Genomic DNA, 1,100 nt, shown 5'->3' with positions numbered 1-1,100 from the left:
AAACTGGTCTCATTCATGTTGTTCTTACTTCACCAAAAACAAAAGCACCTGTTGCCTAAAAGGTAACCAAGTGCTTAATTGTTTACTTTTCTTCAAATTTCTTCATTCTCTCTATTAAATCTAAATCTAGCTGTTCTTTATTTTGACTTACATATTTATATTCAAAATACTCAATTCTAGCTGCCGGACCAAATTCGCTATCATGCCAATTTGAGTAATCAAAATGTACATTTAGTTTTCCCAATGAATTAAGTAATAATGTCACTGAAAACCAAGGTTCTTGGTCATTATCAATAAAAACCTGTTGCAGTTTAACTGTTAGTTCAAACAATTTATGCATCTCTTCATCATGGACACTCTCATCTATAGGATAAATATCTGGGATATCATGAGAATAAACTGGTTCATTACTGTCAATAGGGGTAAAAAAGAAGAATACTCCCCCTTCTTTATCCTTCACTTCTCCATTGAAATAAAAGTCGCTCCATTCAATTGGAATTAAATCGTTAACTTGCTGAGCTATCTGTTTATATAATTCATTTAGTTCATTTTCAAAACTCATATTCTCAACCTCCTGATTTATTTTGTATCACTAACCTTACTTGTCGTTTTCCTTCAATTTGATATCTTATAGTAAATGAATCTGGTCGCATTGAGTTACTTGAATAAATTGGTGTAATATTAACGGAGACATTCTTAGGAGGCACCTCTTTTAATGCATTTGCCCATTCTGTCTCCATATTATACCAAACTCCACCTCTCCTATTAATCTGACTATTTTGTGGTACAAGATTATCTATATCCGCAGGGCCATTAAATTGAGCTCCTATTAAATGACCACCATCATCATCTGATAATCTATCTTTATCTCCTACATTCGCTTGTGCATATTTATTTCTATCAGCCTTTTTTAATATAAGTTCAGGAGCCTCAACATGGACTATACGCCCAAGTTCATCGGTAGTATATTTATCATCATCATTAGTTACATACTTTGCATTTGGAAGTAACTGTTTTTTTCCGTTTTTACCTCTTATTATATGTTTTCCGAAATCAATTTCTTTTATTTCCTTTATAATACTATCTTTAACTGTCCCCCT

2 protein-coding genes are annotated in these 1,100 nt (G+C 32.4%); both read right to left on the bottom strand.

Features of this window, described 5'->3' with window-relative positions:
- Positions 1-82 precede the first annotated feature (82 nt).
- The gene (locus BFL01S_RS19690) at positions 83-562 is read right to left on the bottom strand and encodes an immunity protein YezG family protein (protein ID WP_061786735.1); all 480 of its coding nucleotides are present in this window, start codon (positions 560-562) and stop codon (positions 83-85) included.
- Between the two features lie 4 nt (positions 563-566).
- On the bottom strand, positions 567-1,100 hold a 534-nt coding region (locus tag BFL01S_RS19685), incomplete at its 5' end, for a DNA/RNA non-specific endonuclease (RefSeq protein WP_235859275.1).

The sequence above is a fragment of the Priestia flexa NBRC 15715 genome, from assembly GCF_001591565.1.
In the GTDB taxonomy this organism is placed as follows: Bacteria; Bacillota; Bacilli; order Bacillales; family Bacillaceae_H; genus Priestia; species Priestia flexa.
This window is presented reverse-complemented; position numbering and strand designations above follow the sequence as displayed.